This window comes from Bacillus sp. C-3-6 (genome assembly GCF_054509685.1).
Window position 1 is genome coordinate 2,586,945 of sequence record NZ_CM137247.1, and the last position, 19,958, is coordinate 2,606,902.

The 19,958-nt window shown below is 31.9% G+C and carries 20 protein-coding genes and 1 pseudogene; 8 read left to right on the forward strand and 13 right to left on the reverse strand.

Annotation, left to right across the window (positions count from 1 at the left end; all coding sequences use genetic code 11):
* Positions 1–18 precede the first annotated feature (18 nt).
* A pseudogene (locus ACW0JX_RS13260) lies at positions 19–180 on the reverse strand (PQQ-dependent sugar dehydrogenase); the annotation flags it as partial.
* 135 nt (positions 181–315) lie between these two features.
* Between ACW0JX_RS13260 and ACW0JX_RS13265 the strand changes: the two are divergent.
* Both ACW0JX_RS13265 and ACW0JX_RS13270 read left to right on the forward strand, forming a co-directional pair.
* On the forward strand, positions 316–573 hold the full coding sequence (locus tag ACW0JX_RS13265) for a hypothetical protein (RefSeq protein ID WP_000587696.1): 258 nt from the start codon (positions 316–318) through the stop codon (positions 571–573).
* Between the two features lie 91 nt (positions 574–664).
* Complete coding sequence (locus ACW0JX_RS13270; protein ID WP_000026312.1) at positions 665–844, forward strand: hypothetical protein; 180 nt, start codon at positions 665–667, stop codon at positions 842–844.
* Between the two features lie 189 nt (positions 845–1,033).
* Here ACW0JX_RS13270 and ACW0JX_RS13275 read toward each other — a convergent pair whose 3' ends face one another.
* The 4 genes from ACW0JX_RS13275 to ACW0JX_RS13290 form a co-directional block, all read right to left on the reverse strand.
* Positions 1,034–1,693: a protein kinase family protein gene (locus tag ACW0JX_RS13275; RefSeq protein ID WP_459245773.1), complete on the reverse strand. Its 660-nt coding sequence runs from the start codon at positions 1,691–1,693 to the stop codon at positions 1,034–1,036.
* Between the two features lie 357 nt (positions 1,694–2,050).
* Positions 2,051–2,491, reverse strand: a complete 441-nt coding sequence (locus tag ACW0JX_RS13280) for an NUDIX hydrolase (protein WP_001202618.1) — start codon at positions 2,489–2,491, stop codon at positions 2,051–2,053.
* 216 nt (positions 2,492–2,707) lie between these two features.
* Complete coding sequence (locus ACW0JX_RS13285; RefSeq protein ID WP_098347925.1) at positions 2,708–3,823, reverse strand: NAD(P)/FAD-dependent oxidoreductase; 1,116 nt, start codon at positions 3,821–3,823, stop codon at positions 2,708–2,710.
* Positions 3,824–3,949: 126 nt separating this feature from the next.
* Positions 3,950–4,603, reverse strand: coding sequence for a YdeI/OmpD-associated family protein (locus tag ACW0JX_RS13290; protein ID WP_459245774.1), 654 nt, complete (start codon positions 4,601–4,603; stop codon positions 3,950–3,952).
* Positions 4,604–4,746: 143 nt separating this feature from the next.
* Between ACW0JX_RS13290 and ACW0JX_RS13295 the strand changes: the two genes are divergently transcribed.
* Positions 4,747–4,929 carry a hypothetical protein gene (locus tag ACW0JX_RS13295; RefSeq protein WP_078401663.1) on the forward strand — a complete coding sequence of 61 codons (183 nt, stop codon included), beginning with the start codon at positions 4,747–4,749 and terminating at the stop codon, positions 4,927–4,929.
* Between the two features lie 20 nt (positions 4,930–4,949).
* Here the strand turns inward: ACW0JX_RS13295 and ACW0JX_RS13300 are convergent, their stop codons facing one another.
* From ACW0JX_RS13300 to ACW0JX_RS13315, 4 genes are all read right to left on the reverse strand, one after another.
* A complete protein-coding gene (locus ACW0JX_RS13300; protein WP_265938147.1) occupies positions 4,950–5,717 on the reverse strand; it encodes an arylamine N-acetyltransferase family protein in 768 nt (255 codons plus the stop codon).
* Between the two features lie 138 nt (positions 5,718–5,855).
* Entirely contained in the window at positions 5,856–6,359 is a 504-nt protein-coding gene (locus ACW0JX_RS13305) for a MepB family protein (protein WP_153592132.1), read from the reverse strand.
* Between the two features lie 108 nt (positions 6,360–6,467).
* Positions 6,468–6,836: a DUF4180 domain-containing protein gene (locus ACW0JX_RS13310; RefSeq protein WP_000403464.1), complete on the reverse strand. Its 369-nt coding sequence runs from the start codon at positions 6,834–6,836 to the stop codon at positions 6,468–6,470.
* Between the two features lie 199 nt (positions 6,837–7,035).
* On the reverse strand, positions 7,036–7,728 hold the full coding sequence (locus ACW0JX_RS13315) for an HAD family hydrolase (protein WP_000540709.1): 693 nt from the start codon (positions 7,726–7,728) through the stop codon (positions 7,036–7,038).
* 447 nt (positions 7,729–8,175) lie between these two features.
* On the opposite strand from ACW0JX_RS13315, the gene ACW0JX_RS13320 reads away from it, so the two are divergent.
* The 4 genes from ACW0JX_RS13320 (at position 8,176) to ACW0JX_RS13335 (ending at position 11,442) form a co-directional block, all read left to right on the forward strand.
* Positions 8,176–8,841, forward strand: coding sequence for a response regulator transcription factor (locus tag ACW0JX_RS13320; protein WP_000800727.1), 666 nt, complete (start codon positions 8,176–8,178; stop codon positions 8,839–8,841).
* Positions 8,834–10,306, forward strand: coding sequence for a sensor histidine kinase (locus ACW0JX_RS13325; RefSeq protein ID WP_095690765.1), 1,473 nt, complete (start codon positions 8,834–8,836; stop codon positions 10,304–10,306). The genes ACW0JX_RS13320 and ACW0JX_RS13325 overlap by 8 nt, the downstream gene beginning before the upstream one ends.
* Positions 10,307–10,521: 215 nt before the next feature.
* Positions 10,522–11,058, forward strand: coding sequence for a DinB family protein (locus ACW0JX_RS13330; RefSeq protein WP_095690764.1), 537 nt, complete (start codon positions 10,522–10,524; stop codon positions 11,056–11,058).
* A 201-nt stretch (positions 11,059–11,259) separates the two neighbouring features.
* The gene (locus tag ACW0JX_RS13335) at positions 11,260–11,442 is read left to right on the forward strand and encodes a hypothetical protein (RefSeq protein ID WP_016512708.1); all 183 of its coding nucleotides are present in this window, start codon (positions 11,260–11,262) and stop codon (positions 11,440–11,442) included.
* Positions 11,443–11,737: 295 nt separating this feature from the next.
* On the opposite strand, the gene ACW0JX_RS13340 is transcribed toward ACW0JX_RS13335, so the two are convergent.
* Together ACW0JX_RS13340 and ACW0JX_RS13345 are read right to left on the reverse strand one after the other, a co-directional pair.
* Positions 11,738–12,415 (reverse strand): ABC transporter ATP-binding protein, encoded by a 678-nt coding sequence (locus ACW0JX_RS13340; RefSeq protein WP_000447853.1) that lies wholly within the window; start codon positions 12,413–12,415, stop codon positions 11,738–11,740.
* Positions 12,416–12,426: 11 nt separating this feature from the next.
* On the reverse strand, positions 12,427–13,851 hold the full coding sequence (locus ACW0JX_RS13345) for an ABC transporter permease (protein WP_095690762.1): 1,425 nt from the start codon (positions 13,849–13,851) through the stop codon (positions 12,427–12,429).
* 581 nt (positions 13,852–14,432) lie between these two features.
* On the opposite strand from ACW0JX_RS13345, the gene ACW0JX_RS13350 reads away from it, so the two are divergent.
* Positions 14,433–15,434: an alpha/beta hydrolase gene (locus ACW0JX_RS13350; RefSeq protein ID WP_088023963.1), complete on the forward strand. Its 1,002-nt coding sequence runs from the start codon at positions 14,433–14,435 to the stop codon at positions 15,432–15,434.
* Between the two features lie 564 nt (positions 15,435–15,998).
* Here ACW0JX_RS13350 and ACW0JX_RS13355 read toward each other — a convergent pair.
* Both ACW0JX_RS13355 and pulA read right to left on the reverse strand, forming a co-directional pair.
* Positions 15,999–16,598 carry a phosphatase PAP2 family protein gene (locus tag ACW0JX_RS13355; RefSeq protein ID WP_168411291.1) on the reverse strand — a complete coding sequence of 200 codons (600 nt, stop codon included), beginning with the start codon at positions 16,596–16,598 and terminating at the stop codon, positions 15,999–16,001.
* 371 nt (positions 16,599–16,969) lie between these two features.
* Positions 16,970–19,516, reverse strand: coding sequence for a type I pullulanase (pulA, locus tag ACW0JX_RS13360; RefSeq protein ID WP_168411290.1), 2,547 nt, complete (start codon positions 19,514–19,516; stop codon positions 16,970–16,972).
* Positions 19,517–19,958 lie beyond the last annotated feature (442 nt).

The following is a 19,958-nucleotide window of genomic DNA, read 5'->3' on the forward strand; positions in this document are numbered from 1 at the left end:
ATATTATATTTTTAGACTGAATGTCTTTATAACGCCATTCCCTATGTAAAAAATCTCTCCTAATTGGGTTGCGATAAATAGTCTTTCGGTCGATTCGCCTGGAAGTATTGTTGTTTTCAATACGGTTGGTAAATTTATATTATGAACAATGGGTCGTAAACTAACTTTAACTTTTGTCAATTAACTGTACACCCCTTTTTCTTCTTTTTATAGAAGAATATGATTAGAGTAGTTCTGTTAGTATCAAATAAGTCGTATTCCTTTTTATTACAATTTTGTATATAATATAATTATAAATAATATGGGGGACGAACTATGATAATCGTACTACAAATCATCTTACCACTAATTTTCGCAGTCTATTTATTTACCCTCTATCATAACGGGACGTATGGATCAGCTTCATTCATTTTAGCAGTCATGATAGGAATTTTCGGTTTAGAGAATATTTTTCAATATGCTAGTCTAACAGATCATGCTATTTATCCATATTGGGGAAGTTTGAAGGCTGTTGTTATCGTTTTATCAGTCGTATTTCTATTTAAAAAAGGTGGTTTAACAGGAAAATATTGATTTGTAATGCGTTACATATTTTCTTGTTAAATTGCTTTTATTTTATAAAAGAAGAAATATTTATGTGAAAACAAGAAGGGATGTGTTACATATGTCTATAAATATTATTTCAATAATCTCTATCATAATATGGATTGTGTTAATTACAGAACTTATAAAACCTTCAAAAGAACAGAATGGACGAAAAATAGTAACTTTAGTAACTGCTGGTTCCGTATCAACACTTATTTTAACGGTTTCATTTATTCAAAATATCCCGTTTTGGAATTGATGGTGATATAACTAACAAAAATATGTATAAATAAAAAGATTAGGATTCACTCCTAATCTTTTTATATTTTGAGGTAGCACCATATGCCCAGCAAGCTAAGGTCTTGAAGTAGCCCCTAAACAAAATTTTAAATTTTTCTAAAGTTATTTATGTGAATTCAAATCGTTTTCAGGAATATATGTGGTCCTTTTACAATTTGAATTTCTTTTTAAGTTTCTTATATTTTCTGTACGAACGTCTAACAATGTTTAACATAAAATACGGTATTTTAACCGGGAAAGGCAATTTATATATGAAAGGAAAATAAAAGGTGAAATATGCCTTTTCTAGGTCTCTCCACTTACTATCTTCTTTTGTTTTTAAGAAATCAGATACATCGACTACATATCCCCTTCCTTTTTCCATCATCACATTTTTCCCGTGAACATCACAAGGAGTTAACCCTTGTTCCCTCGCATACTCTAAAGCCTCATTAATATCAAGTATTACTTGCTTAGGAATTTTAATCCCCTTATGAATAGCATCGTATAAGGTAATTTCTTTTAAACGTTTCAATACTATGAAATTTTCTCCTTTATATATAAGCTTTGAATAAGAAGGATGATCTCCAATTCTTCGGTATACTTCTGACTCTTTTTCAATTCCTTCTCCTTCTCGCACGTAAACTTTCACTACCCAATCTTTGTATTCTTTGTGCATGAATACTGCGGCATAATTACCTGTTCCTAAACACTTCCAAAGTCTAGGAATATCTTTAACTAATACAGGCTCGAATTCATCCTCACTTCTGATACTTACCTCTTTTAATAATTCGTCATTTATCAATCCCACAAAACTATTTATACTCATCATTCCCACTCCGCTTTTGCTAAAAGGGGGCCCACCCACATTTTAACGAAAATATACACTAAGCGAATTTTAGCATAAAACGAGTCATTTTTCTTCTTAAAATAAAAAGCTAACTCGTTTTATTTAAACTGTTGAATACTTAATATTTATTCCGTTATTCATAGCAAAAACCGTACGATATAAAAATATTTCTAATTATTTTCATTTTTTCAGAGTCAACTGTATAGGGCTTTTCTTAGTACAAGTTCTCTTCGTTCATTACCCATGCCAAATCTATAAAACATTGTTTAGAAGTGTAGCAAGGGTTTGTTAATGGTTCAATTCTTCTTCCACAACTATTTTTGTTAGCAAAAACTTTTATTGTTTTAATAGTCTTTTGTTTAATTCCCACAATGCTGTTTTGTTGCTATCCCATTTCAAAAGCGTTACTGCTTCCTCAAAGCATAACCATTTATAATTAAAGTGTTCTTTAGATAATGATATGTTTTTTGTAGGGACTTTAACTCCAAAAGAAAATTCTTTTATTACATAAACCTCTTCTCCCCAAAGGAATCCTCTAACTACATCCTCTACTGGTAGTGAAGACACAGAATCTAATTGTATATATGGACATTCTCTTGTAATACCAGCCTCTTCAAACGCTTCCCGTTTTGCTGATTCAATAGGAATCTCACCGACTTCTCCGCCACCAGCTATTCCTTGCCAATAACTATAATCACTTCGGTTGAAAATAGCATATTGAATGGAATCAGTAGTTTTTATATAAGGAAATATCAATACTTGATATGGCGCTCTCATTGCTTAAGCTCCTCTCAAAAATAAGTTTTAAATAAATATAAATAAAGAGCCGACATCACAATTCTACATTATTAATGCAGGTTTATAATGTCGGCCTTCTATTTTTAAAGAATTTTATTTTTCATAAACAGGCTTACTCTTAACAGAGGGAAAACTGCTTATTCCTTGTCGAATTTGTTTAGCATGGTTCTTCCTAAATGTTAGCAGTACCCTATATTATTCAATTGCGCCAGCAACATCATAATCATTTAAATCTAACTCAATTGGTTGTCCCAGCGCTAATTTAGCAAGTTCCGCTCCTAAGTATGGACCAGCTGTTAAACCCGAAGCTCCTAATCCATTCGCAACGAGAATTCCTTCAAAGTTAGGTAGTGGTCCGATAACAGGTAAGAATCCTGGTGTGAATGGTCTGAATCCAACTCTCGTTTCAAGCATTGTAGCATTTTCTAAGCCAGGTGCAACTGCTAATGCCTTATGGAATACTTCATGTAAACCACCTGCTGTTACACGATGATCGAAACCAGTATCATTCTCATGTGTTGCACCAATTACGACATGCCCATTGTCAAACGTTAAAATATATTGATCGTTCGGTGGCATAACAACTGGCATATTTTCTGTTGCTGTATTCTCGATTTGCAGATGAACAATTTGTCCTTTTTGGAATGTAACTAAGAAATTAATTCCTAATGGATTCAAGATTTCATTCGCCCATGCGCCTGCAGTTACAATAACCTTTTCTGCTAAAATTGTTTCATCGTTTACTGTAACTCCCGTAATATGATTTCCTTCACGGACTAATATAGCATCGCCTTTTATTAAAGTTGCACCATGTTTTTTCGCAGCACTTATTAATGCATTGCGTAATAATCTTCCATTTACTCGTGCAGCACCACTAATATGAACAGAACTATATTCGTCTGATAATGCTGGGAATAATTTTTTTGTTTCTTCAGCTGATAAGCGAGTGATTTTACCAATCTCTGGGGCATCTTCACGTCGTTTATAAGCTCGCTCTTCCATTTGATCTAACTTTTTTTCGTCAGTATGTAAACTAATTGCACCTACACGATTATATCCTGTGTCAGTTTCACCGTCTTCTTCTAATTGCTGAATTAACGAAGAATAGTAACGTGCACCGCCTTTAACAATTTTATACCATGCTTTATTACGACGCTGCGATAGCCATGGACATACAATACCTGCTCCTGCATCAGTTGCTTGTCCTAATTGTTGGCGATCCACGATAGTAACATTCGCACCTGCCTTAGCAAGATGATAAGCAGTAGACGCTCCTAAAATTCCAGATCCAACTACAATATACGATTTCATTTCAAACACCTTTTCTCTTTTGCTAATTATATAAATATAAGAACATTCCTTAGTATAATGGAAGGAATGCTTTTTTCAATGTACTCATCACAATTAATTGTTGCAGCATTGTGACTTTCTTAATCATTATTTTTTCTTCTTACGGAATAATTCAATTGTTTTATAGCCTTGTGAAAGGATTTCTATCATTTTCTCTAGACGTTTTTCACGTGTTTTTTCTTGTTTTACAGAAAAAAGATTACGTGCCCAATCTTTCTGATATCCAGGCGTTAAACTTTGATAAAACTTAAGTTCATTCGGGTGATTTGTTAATAATGCTTCAACATCTTTAATTCGATCTGCATAATCGGCAACACATTGACTCATAGCAGATGTTTTTGTTGTTTTTTTCTTTTCACGTTTTAAACCTACAACAGTAAAGACTTCATCCATACTTACCATTCGTGCAAATTTAATGTCGCTTTCTCCCACATAACCATCTTCTCCAACGTTTAATACCGGAAACATCTCATCACGGTGAATAAACGTACTATAACGAGCATTACCTTTTTTCGGATATGCGAAGAATACGTAACCTTTTTCAATTAGTAATTCTTCATTACTAATAATAAAATTCGTTTGTTTCACCATTTCATCAAGCGTTTCTACAAATATAAAGATAGCATCGTGTTCTTTTGAGAATGCAGTTTCTTTACCTGTAAAAATGTCATAATCGCTTGGTTCGTTAATAACGACCATATTTGTATACTTATTAAGTTTCAATTTATCAATAACTGACATAATAATCTTCCTTTACATTCAAAGTTCATTGTACATACTTTTTCGTACTGTTCTAGTGTATTATATGTATTAAGAAAATCAAACTTTAAATCGTATTATTCTGCTGCAAAAGAACATAATTCTTTACTAGATGGGTTGGTTTTATACCATATGTAATCCGAGATGAAGGGCTAGTTTTACAAGGGGATGATGGAAAAGAACCAATTTTTCATACATATGAAGAAGCTGAGGAAACATTAAAAACATTAACTATACCGCAGTTTCCGAAACGTATTAGAAGAAAACCATTTACACCAAAAATAATAAAAATAGCCGCTTCTGAATAAGAACCGGCTATTTTTATTATTCATGACTTAATAGCAAATAAAGTATATAACAACTCTCTATATTGATCTTCTGTAATTTCACGCTTAGTTTTTTCCCCATGAATAATTTCGGTTAAACTTGTATTCGTTAATGAAATATGGCCAGAGTTCGTCAACTTTACTGCAATTGGTCCCTTATTAAAAATAGACTTCTCATCTTCTATCACTCTTCTTTGAACATCATTTACTACTATCTCATCAATAATATGTTTATAAAAAGCATGACAAACTTTCCATTCTCCAGCAGCATCTTTTCTTTCTAAAACATAATTTCCTCTACTCGTATCTTTTTGTCTCACCCGGTACGAACCATTTTTTGAAGAAACAGATTCACCAGTAAAAGGTACAGGAACAAGAGGTACTAAAGAAGCTATACCTACATCAATTAAATACTGTACATTATTATAAGTTAAAATAATTGTTATATGGCCATCCTCAAGTGCCCATGCATTTATATCGTTTTTATAAACCGTACCTAATGCCAGTTGTACATCATAACCACAGTCTCTTAAAAAATAGTAAAAAAGAGTGTTTAATTCGTAGCAAAGTCCACCACGGGAACTAGTTAAAATTTTCTCTCGCAAGTTTTCCGGAGAGATTTGATTCGTATTACACGCTATAACATCTAAATTCTCAAATGGTATAGTGTGTGCAAATGCAAAGAGAATTGTATTTAATTCTTCAAACTTCACTTCAGTACGCTTTGCAAGATTCAATCTTGTAAAAAGCTTATGTTGTAGACTTGTCATAGTCAGCACCCCTTAAAATGTATAAGTTAAAATAGTATATGCTGATTGTAAATTTGATGGGGTACTGAAACAATGTACATTTCGTTTAACTGTACCGGTACAAAAAGTCTAACCGACAAGATCACTTAAGATAAGAAGCTACGAATAGAAATTCAATAGTTTGTCTATAGGTAGATTATTATGATCGCTTAAATCAACAAAATACTGAAGTTGCCACATTTGGCTCTTTTTAGCTTGATTGCTAACAGTGGTATCCCAAACAGGATAAATTCTCATTGCCATTTTCCCTGTTTGACTTGGTGTTCTCAATATTTTTTCTTTAAGAAGAATCTCTTTAGGAAAAATAAATTGCCCTAGTTTATTATCAGCAATACAAGTGATTACTAATAAATCAGGAGCAGCTTCATAAGAGAAAGCTCTATTTCGCATATTTTCATCTTTCTCCCAAAAAGAAACAAATTGACCAATTTTATTAGGTGTAACTTTTGATTTTCTAAAACGAATGGTTTTGTTATTTAAGTGGAATAAACATCCGGCATATTCTGCGTTTTGCTTTTCTTCTTTTAGATTCGTAATCATTAAGTTGTTAGGTTTGTAAACTATATTATTTAAATTTTGGATTATATTATTAAAATTGTTCAAAAAAACTCCCCCTTTATTCATCTCTTAGTTTACCACAAACATCAGTTCTTCTATATCGTATATAATTATGAACTAAGTGAAATGGGGGAATTTAGCAGGATATAATTATTACTTTAATGTACTTAGTTTTTCAATTGCTTGTTGTTCAGTTGCTAAGTAAAAAATGTCATTCCCTTTATTACATTCATAAATAAAATCCTTTAAGCTTTTACTAGTATACATAGAGAAATCTCCAACAATAGCAATCTTTACCTTGTAGTTTATAAACTTTTGAAGGATATCACCCGCAAGCCGTGTTTTTAGGTCAAAGAAATCTTCACTTATTAAAGATTTATGGATAATAATATGTTTCGCATCTACCTCATATTGAACTGTTGCCATAGTATCTAATGCAGACTGAACATCCGATATTAATACCTTATCGTTTCTAATGACCGCAATATTGATTCCATCGATTACTACTTTCTTTATTTCCATAGTCCCACCCCTTTATAATTTACACAGTATGAGTAAAATTGTTTTACAAAACTTTGTATTAATCATAGATTAAATTAGCCACAGCTATTAAAATCGCCCCTATTTTTTATTGTAAGTATATATTTTTTATTACTAATACGGTCAATGAAATTAATGATAGTTTCTCTTTTTTTATATTTTTGAATATATGGAATTGCCTTTACTTGTTATAAAAATATTGTGGAGTAACATAACTTAACAAACTATCCAAAGTGTTAATCTCGGCATACGGTTGTATTTTGGTAGTATTCTTGATCTTCTGAGGGTTAAACCACACACCTTTTATATTTACATTTTGAGGACCAGCAATATCCTTTTCTAAGTCATCACCAACAAATAAAGTATTTTCCGGCTGTAAATTTAGCTTATTTAATGCTAGTTCGAATATACGTTTATCAGGTTTACTAAATCCCACTTCTTCAGAAATAATGATTGTTTCAAAATACCTATTTAAATTCGTGTTAAATATTTTAGCTTTTTGCCTCTGAGTTGAGCCATTTGTTATAATTCCAACTTTAAAGTGCTTCTTTATTTGATTTAAGAAATGAATAGTATTTTGGTCTATTGAAAAACATCTAGGGAAATTATTATTCCAAAAATCTTGGATGTAATTGCGTGGCAATCTATACTTCGGCGTGAATTCATCAAACAATGATTCTAAAACTGTCGTTTTATTACTTATGCCATATTCTCTTTTATCGTATTCTTTGAATTTCTGTAACATGTTGCTTTTAGCCGCACCATCTACATTTTCATAACACTTTTCTAAAACAATTAAAAATAATGCCTCTACTGCTTTATCCCTATCAAGTAATGTATCATCTAAATCAAACAGCATCGCTTTATAACCCATCAAATCATTTCACAACCTTTCTAGCATTATATAAATCTTTCCAAGTTTGTACCTTTAAACTTTTGGTTTAGCAAGAACATTGTTATGTAGTGAGTAACGATTAAATAAAAACTAGATGAAAGAAATCCATAGTTCTTGGCACACACTCTAGTATTACAGTAGCTTCTTCTATATTGAAATTCCTTTTCCTCTTTTGGTAAAGAAGCAAAAGTATATTTTCGAGAATTTTAAGAAACTACATACAATTCACGTTATTATACATTAGTTTTTCGTAAATATTAATCGTACATCAATTCATACGATAAGTTTTTTTAAGCAATTATTTCTCCATAAAAAAGGAATATAGCTAATAATACTTTTTGGTAGTAAACGTCCTATGAAGTTTACTACTGTATCTCCACATAAACTCCAGATTGTACGGCTATAATGACTACCAGAGGTGATATTATGAAAAATTATCATATCCTCGTGGTTGAGGACGATCAAGAAATTCAGGAATTAATTAAACAATTTTTAATGACACAGCATTATACAGTGGTAGTCGCTTCAGATGGACTAGAGGGTATGACACAATTTAATAAGCAATCCTTTGATTTAATTCTTCTAGATGTCATGATGCCCAATCTTAATGGATTTGAAGTTTCTAAAATGATCCGAAGTCAGTCAAACGTACCAATTATTATGCTAACTGCGTTGGAAGAAGAGGAAGATCAAATGAAAGGATTCGATCTTGGGATCGATGATTATATAACAAAACCCTTTTCATTTCATGTTTTGATTAGACGAGTCGAAGCTGTACTTAGAAGAAGTTATGATAAAAATGTAAATAATCATTTGATATTTAAAGAAGTTCGTATCGATGTGGATGCATATAGAGTGTATGTAAATGACGTTGAAATTATATTAACGACAAAAGAGTTTGAAATTCTACAACTACTATTTCAAAATGAGAGAAAAGTACTTACAAGAGAAAATATCGTAGAGAAGGTTTGGGGGTACGATTATTTTGGAGAAACACGAATAATTGATACACATATTAAAAATCTACGTAAAAAATTAGCTATCCCTTATATTAAAACAATAAAGGGTATTGGTTATAAAATTGATGAATAGTATTGTGAAACTTATGAAGATGAAGCAAATTACTTATAAACTCTTTATGACTACATCTCTCATTTTGTTATCCTTTGCAGTATTGATTTATTTAACTTTATACTTCTTTCTCCCTACATTTTATGAGCAATACAAAACAGATCAACTTCAAACAGGCATAAAAGAAATCATTGATAAGTCTAAAGATCTTACGTTTCAAGATGCGATACCACTTTTTGATGAATATGCAAAAAAAAATAATGCGATGCTTTATCTTCAAAATAATGAGGGAATAATTAAATACTCTCCTTCATTTTCTTTTACTCAAAGTGGTTCGCAAACAACAGTAGTTACTAGAGCAACACGGTTCGAGAATGTAGGTACCCTTAGCAATTCATATAACGTTACGAAACCAATTCAATTCCAAGATGGTAGTTTAACGCTTATAGTCTTTGCTACATTTCAACCGATTGATGAAGCTTCACAGGTTTTAGTACGCTTTCTCCCCTATATTAGTATCATTGTACTCGTAATTGGTATAGGGAGTGCTTATTTTTATTCCAGGTTTATTACAAAGCCACTTATTTATATTAATGAAGGTGCACAAAAGATGGCAAATTTAGATTTCTCCGAAAAAATTGAGGTTCGCTCTACAGATGAGTTAGGAGAATTGTCTAATAGTTTGAATGACATGTCTATTAACTTACAACAAGCTATGTTTGATTTAAAAAAAGCAAATGAACAATTAAAAAATGATATTGAAAAAGAAAGAGAAATAGAAACAAAACGCAGAGAGTTTTTTGCGATTGTAGCACATGAATTAAAGTCCCCTCTTACTGTAATGAAAGGCTACTTAGAAGGGATGATTTATAATATTGGCCCTTATCAAAATCGCGATCAATATTTAAAGAAAAATCATCAAATTATTGAAAGTATGGAACAATTAGTTCGTGAAATTTTAAGCGTATCGAAATTAGAACAACACACCTTCAAACTAAAAGTAGAGAAAGTTAATCCTTCAAAGTTAATAGGTACAATCACAAAAGATCTCGAATTTTTTGCTTCTCAAAAGAGCATCGAAATAATAAAAGAAATTGATTCTGATCTTTCTATTTATACAGATTGTGCTCTTTTAGAAAAAGCATGTAAAAATATTATTCACAATGCGGTTATGTATTCACCACATAATGAAAAAGTCTATATAAAGTTAAGTGAGGATTCGAAACAAGGTCAAATCGAAATGCAAATTATAAATACAGGTGTCAATATTAAAGATGAAGATTTACAACAAATTTTCAAACCATTTTATCGAATTGAAAAATCAAGAAATCGAAATACTGGAGGAAGTGGTTTGGGGTTATATATTGTTAAACAAATTCTTGAAACGCTAGATATAAAGTATTCAATAAAAAATATGGAACATAGTGTGCAATTTCGCATGAGGATTCCATTATTTAAACACAAAAACAAACAAACTCTCCTTTAAATAGGACGAGTTTGTTTGTTTTTGTAGTAAATATAAACTTATTAACAGGTTTTTCACTTAATGGACAAATGCTGCTTCTTAAATGGCGATTATCATAAGTAGTGACAAACTGTATTCAATTTACATATTTATCTTCTACTTTTCAGATTAATTTGGAATTCTTTTATGATAAGCTATATGTAACGATTAAACATAAAACAAAAAGGATGATTCGTATGCAAATAAGACCAAAGGTAAGTGAATATAACTCCTATTATGCAACGTATACCAACTTAGTATTAGACGGAAATATCATACATATTCTAGAACAACAAATGAAGGAAACGAATCTTTTATTAAAGGGAATTTCTAATAGTGAGGGGCTTTTCCGGTATGCTCCTACTAAATGGAGTATAAAAGAAGTAATCGGTCATATAGCAGATACAGAACGGATTATGGCGTATCGATTGCTATCTATCGCTCGAGGTGAGACAGCAGAACTTCCAGGCTATAATGATGATATGTATGTTCTTAGAGCTGCTTTTGATAAGCAATCTATGCAAGATCTTCTTGAGAATTTAATAGTTGTTCGCCAATCTACCCTGTATTTACTTAGAAGCTTAGATAAAGAAGCTTGGTCACAAAGAGGAAATGCGAATAATTCTGAAGTTACAGTTCGTGCATTAGCATACATCATTGCTGGTCATGAGCTTCATCATCTTCAAATTATAAAAGAACGTTACCTCGGTTCTGATTTATATCCAGCAACTTAACATTTGAAGAAAAAGAGTCCTATTTATGTAGGGCTCTTTTTCAGTATTTATAACGGATTAGTGCTTAGAACTATGGCAATTAAATGCATTTATTTATAAAGTCCACCACATAATATATATGCTATCCCCTCTTATTCTGTACATGAATTTCTTTAGGTTGATATACTACAAACTCAATATATCTGGAAAGGTGATGATATTATGTATGAACAACAAAATAATAGAGATAGAGATCAAAAAATGATGTTTTTTATGCAGGGAGTTCCCTCAAATAAAATTAACATGAATCAATTACCTAAATGGATTAGAATTTTTGGCTATTGCGCGTTTGGTTGGATGATAGTATTTAGTTTAATTATGATTGTAGGTTTAATTCTGCAATAACTATACAGATGCACACGTAAACGGGACAGCATTTAGATTATATATCTAGGTATTGTCTCGTTTTTTATGTGTGATTATCCCATGATATAGGTAACCAATTATAATAAAAAGAACTTGTAGAATATCCTACAAGTTCTTTTAAAAATATCATTAAAACGGGAACAACAAACTATTTTAACATTCAGTACAGGGAGACCATTTTGGTTATGGCTTGATATTATTATAAATCAAATATAAACTTTTGAAAGGGATAGATTTTGAAAATTATGTGAATTTAATAACTACGATGTTTATATTAGATTTCATTTACGACCAACTTCTTCTTACTTAAATACACTGCACGATCTGATTTTTTTGCAACCTCCTGTGAGTGCGTCACAACAATAATGCATTTATTCTCTTTATGTGCAAGTTCTTGAAACAGTTCTATTATATCCATTGCGGTTTCCTCGTCGAGATTTCCTGTCGGCTCATCCGCAATTAGTAAATCAACATTACAAGATAGTGCTCGAGCGATTGCTACACGCTGTTGTTGCCCGCCACTTAGTTGCAATACGTTTCGTTTCGCTTCAAGTTCTGTGAGTCCTACCCTCTCTAATAATTCTAATGCTCTTGCTGTTTTATTTTGCACTTTAACACCTGTAATTTCCATTGCTGTTAAGACGTTTTGAAGAGCGGTCATATAGGTAATTAAGTTATAAGATTGGAAAATTACAGATACATTTTGATTACGGTATCGATCCAAACCAATTTTTCTAATATCTTTGCCATTATACAGTACATAACCATTTTTAGGGACATCTAGTCCACAACCTAAGCTCAGAGTTGTAGTTTTACCAGATCCAGATGGTCCTAAAATCGTGTAGAAATGTCCTTTTTGAAAAGAAAAGTTAACATTATCTAGTATCGCTACATTTTTTCCGTTACTTTCATAATAATAATCCAAATTTTTAAACTGTAAAATCGTCTCCATATCGAGCCTCCTCATTCATCTTTTAAAAGAATTTGTTTTGGGTTTAAACGTAGAATAGATAATGCTGGAAGAAGCGTTGCTATTATAGCAATAGCTAGTCCAATTCCACCCATTTTTCCTACATCTTCTCCTGTTACACTTACATCAATTTTATCAATTGGATCTTCTTTTTGATTTTGTAGAGTACCACCGGGTCCAGCCATCATTACAGTACCATGTTGCGAGGTATCTGTTTCTTCGCTTGCAGTAGCAATTTCATTCGAAAGTAAATTATCCCCGATATATTGAGAAACTTTAGCTCCTGTTGTTATGGATAATCCAAATGCTAAAATAGCGACACACACTACTTCTACTACGAATTGCGCCATCAGTTTCCACTTTTTCTCTCCAATAGACAATAGAATTCCCATTTCTTTACGACGCCCTTTAATTGATAGCATAATGATTAATCCTAAAATGATCGCACCTGCAATCGATACAATATAAATGATCATTTGAGAAGTCGAAGAGATATTTTCGATAGGACCAATCATTTGCTTGTACAATGAATCATGCGCATCTAATTTATAATAATTAAAATCAATATTAGATTTTTTAGCTTCTTTTTTAAATGCATCAATATATTGTGGATCATTCAAGAAATACACGACTTGAACACTACTTATACCTTGGTCTACTTCTAATTTTTTCATAGTTGAATGCGGCATATATAGTTTATTAGCTGGATCCATAATAGGAGGAGCCTGTTGACCCATTGCTTGCTCATTTGTTTCGTAAATACCGATAATTTCAACCTCAAGGGTTTCCTTCTTATCCCCTGATTGCACTTTAACTTTGTCTCCTACTTTCAAATTGTTTAATTCCGCTAATCGTTTTTCCATTAAAGCTACATTCTGATCCTTCATTTGCTCTGTAATTGGTTTTCCATCAATGATTTTACTTTTTCCGTTTTTAAAGCTTTCTTGTAATGCAGTCTTGCGAACTCCCTCAATCATAAAAGAAGCATTCATATCTATTTCTGTACCAGAGCTTGAACCGCCTCGCACAGCCGCCATTCCGGCTTTACCTTTTCCTTCTTCTTCTGAAGCTCCTACTAGTTTAAGTCCATCAGAAATACCAAAAGTGTTAGCTATGTAATTATAGTCTTTTACATACTTGGATTTCGCTAATTGATCTGTTTCTTTTGTATCGAGCTGCGGTGGATTTGGCATTTCTCCAGTTTCCTTAGCTTTTTGACCTAATTTGTCGAAATCAAGACCTAAAGTAACATCTGCACCAAGTTTTTTTCTCGCAGCATCCGCTGCTTTTTTTGACGCATTTTGGATTGTGAAACCTGAAAGAACCAAATTTGTAACAATCAGAAAAACTGCCATCAAAATTAATGATGTTCCTATCCTTTTTTTCATACTGAGAATTGCTCGTTTCATAAAATTCATTTTTTCTTACCTCCTTGATATCTTGTATTCTATATAGGTTATCTAGAGTTTATATGGAGCTAATCGGTAGTTTAACTAGAGAAATAAGGAGTTTATGTGTAGTTATTTACCTGTTCCAAAAAAGCTAGAACACAAATTCAAAAACGCAGCCGTTTTTGAATATTGGTAAGGAGTTATTCCGTTTAATAAATTTATATAAAGGTTAAGATTAATTTAATGTATGTAGCACAAAAAATATTTACTGTGTAATTTCTATACAATAAATATAGAGAAACTTATTTGGATATCTATAATATAGGGATTTTAATATAGTTACTGTATCTCATACAAATCACGTCGCTTTAAAAGGTGCATCTTTTAATACGAAAATAAGCAAGTTAATATTCTCTTATATGAATAAGAATATTAACTTACTTTTTAGATTTTAGTATAATTTATTTATAGTTTTATTTTATTGCAAGCTTTATAATATGATATACAAATTTATCACCTACTATTAGGAAAAGAGAATATTTTATAATTAATTTACAACATAAATTTTGTCCATGTTTTAAACAATATGTATTTTGGAGGAGGTTAATTTGATTTTTTCAAAACTCATTGATCGGTACGCCTTATATGATTTACACAAAAAAAGAAGTGTAGCGTTTCAGTATACTTCCCTTTCTAACACTTCATTAAATATAAAGGACATAGAATCTTTTTATAAAGTAAAACCATCCTATATTCATTTTGACATTAAGCATTCAAAACAGGAAAAGGAATACATGGTTGGGCAATTCAAATATAAAAGCTCGGTTCAATCCGGTGATTCACGCAACGACTCTGTAACTGGGGAATTATTCTTACATAAAAATGAAAATGCACCTCATGTTATCTTTGTTCACGGTTGGAGAATGGATTCTAACGAACGTGTGAAAAAAATATTCCACGATCATATGACCAGCCTGAAGTGGAATATGTATTATTTCACTCTACCCTATCATTTTGAAAGAAAACCCGATCAATCCTTTTTCAGTGGAGAGTATATGGTAAGTGCAAATATTGAACGAACAGTACAAGCAACTAGACAAGCGGTAGCTGATTTACGAGCTTTGATTAAATGGATTAAAGCAAATAAAAATGGTCCCCTGATTCTAATAGGAATTAGTTTAGGTGGATTTATTACTAACTTAACCTCTCTTGTTGAAGAAGAAATTGATGTGTTAGCATCCATTTTCTATGCAAATCGAATCTCTTATTCAATTTGGAATACAACTCCAGGTAAATTTATTAGAGAAGACTTGGAACATCATGGTGTAACGTATGATGATTTAATAGATTATTGGAAAATTACTGAACCGAGTCAAGCATTACCAAAAGTAAAAAAAGAAAATATTTTATTAATTTCAGGTAAGCACGATCTATATGTGCATTCTGAGGATACAGACTACTTGTGGGAATCTTGGGAAAGGCCTACACGATATATTTATACATGTGGGCATGCCGGGATAGTTCTTAAACGTAAAAAAATTGCAACTGATACTATCAATTTTATTCAAAATCGATTGAACTCCCTGCACTTATCCAATGACAGGTCTTAAATTGTGAGATTACTAAGTAGGGGTAGTACCAACATTCGTACACTAAGATTCTTTCAACATAAAGATTGTTGATAACTTGTACGTGTCAGTAATGCTGGTGTTACTTTAAATACAAAGAGCATGTTTTAAAAAATGATAATAACATGCTCTAAACTTATCTATTTATTTTTATTCCTTACAGATATCTATAGATAATACTGAAACATCCCATGTATTAAAACGTGTTCCCTGCAGTGCATTTATGTATCGATCTGCTGACTTCTGAACAGCAAGGTCCACATGCTTTGACACGACTCGATGAAAAGCATTATAAATACGGTTGAATGGTAGCCCTTTTACTATATCCGTCAGCTATTTTACTTTACTAGCAGTGGATGTAGATAACTGTACATGAAACTCACTCACTGACAGTTGGCAATCACTTGAAAAATATCATCTGTTAGCAAAATGCCTTAATATAATTTCCAACATTCCAGTGTAAAACAGTTCTTCCTTTAAAATGACCTCCAAGACGATTTAATGTAATGCCATTTGGTTATTCAAAAGACTCACATACTTGTATACTCAAAATCCCTTTGATTTGTTTTTTGATGGTAAAACATGTTTCTCTACTCTTCCATATAGAGTAAGCAACTTGTTGATAAAAGAAAATTTCGGTATAAACCAATGCGAAAATAACGCTGAAACACATCCTATTAAAGCCCCTATTACTACATCAAAAGGATAATGAACTCCTACCCAAATACGAGAGATTGCCACACAAAATGCAAGTATAAGCCATAACCATCCAGTCTTCTTACGAACAAGCCAAAATGAAAAACAAATCGAAAAAAAGAGAATCGTATGGTCGCTAGGAAATGAATTATCTATAGCATGATTGACAAGTTTATTAACACCAGGTAATACTGCAAACGGTTGATAATTCAAATGAAATTTCCCTGCTATTTTCCCGATTACCTCGGCAATTACAAAAGCAACCAGCGCTTGAATAACCATCATTCTACTTTTTCTGGACCCAGTAAACCAATAAGCTAAAATAATTAAAGCAAAAATATATACCATATATTCTGCCAAAAATACCATGGCTGAGTTTAGAAATGAATATTGTTTACCTAAATCATTAATTGCTCGAAAAATATCAATATTGAATTGAGAAAAAGACATTTCAAATCCCTCCTTTTTAGTAAGGTGTTTTACCGATTTCCATATACTTTCATTACATAAATAGTTTTGGTTATTGTATCTATCTAAAAATATCAACCTCTTATGACATCACTTTCTTCTTTTTCACTTTAATAAAAAAAGAAAAAGGAAAACATCGAACTTTCTTACAAACATTCATGCATTCTTACAGTTTTGTCATTTTCTTGTCATTTTGTAAATAGGTTCATCGTCTTGCCTTTTGCTATTTTCAAGAACTCTTATATCTACAATTATGGAAACCCTAATTTCACATGAAAAAGAGAAGAACCTTGGTGAGTTCTTCTCTTTTTTTTTTATTAAATTGTAATATAATTACAGTATGTGAAATTATATTATTTTAACTTTAAAACAAATGAACTTAATGCAGGAACTTTAATTTTATTGTCATGGACAACATAAAGTGGTTTACTTCCCGCCTGCTTCCCGTCTACTAGTACTTTCCAAGGCCCTTTCGATGGAAGTGTTATTTCAACCGCTTCTCTATTTGCATTGTGAGCCACCGTAAAGTATTCATTTTTATTCCCCTCTATTGTATAAGCTACCGTATTTTTCGGGGCACCTATAAATGAAACTTGTGTTTTTATTTGCTCTGCAGATGTCATTCGAAAAGCTGAGTACTTTTTGCGTAATTCTATTAAGCCCTTCATATAATCTACTTCATTATTAAACGTTGCACGGCGCAGCCAATCCATCTGGTTAATTGAATCTGGAGATTTGTAACTATTATGATCACCATATTTCGTCCGCATAAACTCTTGCCCTGCATGTAAAAATGGAATTCCTTGTGATGTTAATAAAATCGAAGAAGACAATTTGTGCATTTGTTTTCGCACTTCATCGTTGTCACCTGGATTAGTTAACTCAAGTTTATCCCATAATGTATGATTGTCATGTGCTTCCACATAAGTTAGCACCTGCTCTGGATCTTGATAGGTAGACGAATTTGTATCGTAGTCAATACCTGCCGTAATACCTTTTTTAATACGATCTTCCATGTTTTCCTTTCCATTTATAAAACCATTTTCCTTCTCTTCAAATACACTACCTTTCAATCCATCACGTATATTATCATTAAAATGAGCAATCCCTTTCATTTTCTCTGCATTTTTTTGATTTGCTTTCAGCTCAGCTGCAAGAGGTGTATTTAAATCCCATCCTTCTCCGTGTAGTATAATAGAAGGGTCAATTTGATTAACAGCTTTACGTATTTCATTCATCGTTTCATAATCATGAATACCCATTAAATCAAAACGGAATCCATCTAAATTGTATTCTTTCGCCCAATATGTGACGGAATCTATCATAAATTTCCTCATCATTTTTCTTTCTGAAGCAGTATCATTTCCTACTCCAGTTCCATTTGCAAATGTTCCATCTTCATTGTAACGATAATAATAACCTGGAACTAACTTATGGAAATTAGATTCAGCAGCGTTATACATATGGTTATATACTACATCCATCACTACTCGAAGATTATTATCATGTAGTGTTTGAACCATTTGCTTCAATTCAGTTATTCGCACAGTCGGCTCATAAGGATTTGTAGAATAGGAGCCTTCTGGAACGTTGAAATTTTTAGGATCATATCCCCAGTTATATTGCGGTTCATTTAAAGTCTCTTCATTTACAGAAGCATAATCAAATATCGGTAAAAACTGAACGTGAGTAACACCGAGATCCTTTATATGATCAAGTCCTGTTTTTACACCTTCTGGCCCTTTTGTTCCTTTTTCTGTTACACCTAAATACTTCCCTTTCTGTTTAATACTACTTTCAGGTTGAATGGAAAGATCACGTACATGTAACTCATAAATAATAGCATCTTCCGGATTTTTAAATTTTGGCTTTTTGTTTGCTTTCCATTTTTTCGGATTTGTTTCTTCTAAATTAACGACTGCACCTTTATCCCCATTTACAGAAGCAGCACGCACATATGGATCAACTGCTTCTGTCCACTTATCACCAATTTTGACCTTATACGTATAAAAGAGCCCTTTTTGGTTCCCTTTTAGTTCTGCTGTCCAAGTTCCCTTTTCACCTTGTTGCATGTTTATTTCAGTACCTATTTTATCGTTCCATTTTTTATATGTAACTAACTTCGCTTCACTTGCAGTAGGAGCCCATACACGGAACTTTGTATGTTGCGCGGTATATGTATTCCCTAAATCGTTACCACTATAATAAAATAAATTATCAAATTCCTCGCTACGAATGACTTTACCAATTTCAGTATTCGTATCAGCTAAGTTTTCTATTTTAACTTTGTATGTTTGTTTTAAATCAATTTTCTGTTCCGTAATTATTTTAACCTTATTAGTAATATCTCCACTGTTTATATCATTAGGACTAATATTCTTAATTTTAATGCCTTCAATTTCAATTTTCTTTTCCCTAATATTAAATGGGACATTAGTCGTTACAGTAATTTCATGGAAACTATCAATAGTTGCTTTTTGAATTGAGAGATCCGATGAAGGCTTAGAGTTATATACTTTTTCATCACCCGAAAGAATCCATACTTCAGCACGACCGTCCTTTATATTTTCAATCCAACGATCTCCACCATCTTTTTCCCATTCATATGTTCGAACTATAAATCCTACACGATTATAGTCACCGTCTATTTTTATCTTAGCGTATTTTCCAAATTCATCTTCACCAGTAAATTCATAAGATGTACCATTTGCATTTTCACCCCATAACCAAAGATTCCAGTCTTTTGTATTTCCAAGCTTCTCTTTGTAATGAATGATAATTTCAGTTGTTTTCGAATTTGAAATTGCCTTCACACTCTGAAAGGAGAAAACAGATGATAACATAACGATTATGGTAAGTAATAAGAATGATTTGTTAATTAACCTTTTTGTAATTTGCACCACATACACCCTTTCTTCAAATATTACTAGCGATTTATTATGCTTACACTGAATAACACTGCTTAAATTAATTTAGAAATCTCTTTTAATTCACCTCCATATTGGCTATTTTCACGTATGTATTTCAATGACCTTTTAATACGAAAACGCTTGCATTAATGCTTAAAAAAATAGATTTGTATATGCCCTCATATATTTGTAAATGCTATAAGGTCAGGGAAATCATTTTAAAGCAATCGTTTGTTATCGCTTTCATTTTATAGACTTTCTATCAAGAGGTCAATATATTATTAATTTTCTGTTTTTACACACTTTAAACCTTATTTATTTGTCGCAACTTCTTACAGATAACGCACCTAATTATTGCTTAGTCAGTTTATTTCCAACAATACATTGCTAAGTAAAAAAACAGCTAATATCCTTAAAATGATATTAGCTGTTT

Excerpts from the sequence above, each read along its gene's own strand:
- ACW0JX_RS13330 (WP_095690764.1), top strand. The coding sequence starts at position 10,522 with ATGCAAATAAGACCAAAGGTAAGTGAATATAACTCCTATTATGCAACG.
- ACW0JX_RS13290 (WP_459245774.1), bottom strand. The coding sequence starts at position 4,603 with ATGTCAGTTATTGATAAATTGAAACTTAATAAGTATACAAATATGGTC.
- ACW0JX_RS13335 (WP_016512708.1), top strand. The coding sequence starts at position 11,260 with ATGTATGAACAACAAAATAATAGAGATAGAGATCAAAAAATGATGTTT.
- ACW0JX_RS13300 (WP_265938147.1), bottom strand. The coding sequence starts at position 5,717 with ATGACAAGTCTACAACATAAGCTTTTTACAAGATTGAATCTTGCAAAG.
- ACW0JX_RS13320 (WP_000800727.1), top strand. The coding sequence starts at position 8,176 with ATGAAAAATTATCATATCCTCGTGGTTGAGGACGATCAAGAAATTCAG.
- ACW0JX_RS13270 (WP_000026312.1), top strand. The coding sequence starts at position 665 with ATGTCTATAAATATTATTTCAATAATCTCTATCATAATATGGATTGTG.
- ACW0JX_RS13355 (WP_168411291.1), bottom strand. The coding sequence starts at position 16,598 with ATGTCTTTTTCTCAATTCAATATTGATATTTTTCGAGCAATTAATGAT.
- ACW0JX_RS13340 (WP_000447853.1), bottom strand. The coding sequence starts at position 12,415 with ATGGAGACGATTTTACAGTTTAAAAATTTGGATTATTATTATGAAAGT.
- ACW0JX_RS13280 (WP_001202618.1), bottom strand. The coding sequence starts at position 2,491 with ATGAGAGCGCCATATCAAGTATTGATATTTCCTTATATAAAAACTACT.
- ACW0JX_RS13310 (WP_000403464.1), bottom strand. The coding sequence starts at position 6,836 with ATGGAAATAAAGAAAGTAGTAATCGATGGAATCAATATTGCGGTCATT.
- ACW0JX_RS13285 (WP_098347925.1), bottom strand. The coding sequence starts at position 3,823 with ATGAAATCGTATATTGTAGTTGGATCTGGAATTTTAGGAGCGTCTACT.
- ACW0JX_RS13345 (WP_095690762.1), bottom strand. The coding sequence starts at position 13,851 with ATGAATTTTATGAAACGAGCAATTCTCAGTATGAAAAAAAGGATAGGA.
- ACW0JX_RS13265 (WP_000587696.1), top strand. The coding sequence starts at position 316 with ATGATAATCGTACTACAAATCATCTTACCACTAATTTTCGCAGTCTAT.
- ACW0JX_RS13325 (WP_095690765.1), top strand. The coding sequence starts at position 8,834 with ATGAATAGTATTGTGAAACTTATGAAGATGAAGCAAATTACTTATAAA.
- ACW0JX_RS13315 (WP_000540709.1), bottom strand. The coding sequence starts at position 7,728 with ATGGGTTATAAAGCGATGCTGTTTGATTTAGATGATACATTACTTGAT.
- ACW0JX_RS13275 (WP_459245773.1), bottom strand. The coding sequence starts at position 1,693 with ATGAGTATAAATAGTTTTGTGGGATTGATAAATGACGAATTATTAAAA.